This is a genomic window from Actinocorallia lasiicapitis (assembly GCF_054778695.1).
This window is the reverse complement of sequence record NZ_BAAGZI010000736.1, coordinates 1-1,274: the sequence shown is the minus strand read 5'-3', so window position 1 is coordinate 1,274 and position 1,274 is coordinate 1. Positions and strand designations below refer to the sequence as shown.

Sequence of the window (1,274 nt, the reverse complement as noted above, 5' to 3'; positions counted from 1 at the left end):
GCCGTCGTCGCCAGGGACGCCGCCGGGCTCCGCGAAGGGCTCCAGGCGCTCGCCGCGGGCGACCCGCACCCGGCCGTCGTCAGCGGGATCGCCGCCGGAACCCCCGGCAAGCCCGTGTTCGTGTTCTCCGGCTACGGCGCGCAGCGCGCCGGAATGGCCCGTTCCCTGCTGGACGAGGAGCCGGGCTTCGCCGAGGCCATCGACGACCTCGACGCCCTGTTCCAGGAGGAGGCCGGGCTCGAACTCTGGGACCTCCTGGAGAGCGGCCGGATGCCCGAAGGCCCCGCCGAGATCATGCCGGTGCTGTTCGCCGTGCAGATCGGGCTGGCCCGGATGTGGCGCGGCTACGGGGTCGAGCCGTCGGCCGTCATCGGGCACTCGATGGGCGAGGTCGCCGCGGCCGTCGTCGCGGGGCGGCTCACCCTGGGCGACGGCGTCAAGGTGATCATCCGCCGGTCGCGGCTGATGACCGCGCTGGTCGGCGGCGGCGGGATGGCCGTCCTCGGCTGCGGGCAGGCCGAACTCGACACCTACGACGGTCCCGCCGTCCACCCCGCGGTGCTGTCGTCGCCCAAGCAGACCGTGGTCACCGGCGAGTCCGACGCGATCGACGCCGTCCTGGCCTGGGCGGAAGGGCTCGGCTACCTCGCCCGCAAGGTGCAGGCGGAAGGCGCGGGCCACTCGCCGCAGGTCGAGCCGCTGCTGCCCGAGCTGCGGGAGCTGCTGGCCGAGCTCCAGCCCACCGAGGGCACCCTGCCGATGTACACGACCGCGCTGGACGACCCGCGCGCCCTGATCAACGGCGACCTCCCGCTGGATGCGGCCTACTGGGCGGCCAACCTGCGCAACCCGGTCCGGCTCGCCGACGCCGTCACGGCCGCGGGCCAGGACGGGCACCGCGCGTTCGTCGAGATCAACGCCCATCCGATCCTGTCGCACGCCGTCGGCGAGACCCTGGAGGGCTCCGGCGCGCTGGTCGCCCACTCGCTGCGTCGCGCCCCCAAGGGCCAGGAGACCGACGACACCGTCCACTTCCACACCCAGCTCGCGACCCTCGCCGTCCACGGCCACACCATCGCGACCGCCACCGACGGCGGCCTGGTCGATCTGCCGCTCACCCCGTGGCGGCACGAACGCCACTGGGTCACCGGCGCCCGCCGCTCCACGGGCCCCGACGTGCACCCGCTGCTCGGCTCGCACGTCGAACTGCCCGGCGAGGACCGGCACGCCTGGCAGTCGGCCGTCACCTGGGACGCCCCGCACCTGCCGCTCGC

Annotated in this window: 1 protein-coding gene; it reads left to right on the top strand. The window is 74.9% G+C overall.

Annotated features, from left to right (window positions below; genetic code table 11):
* Positions 1 to 1,274 (top strand): acyltransferase domain-containing protein (locus tag ACYVE7_RS34230; protein ID WP_460370754.1); only part of this gene is annotated, 1,274 nt, incomplete at both ends.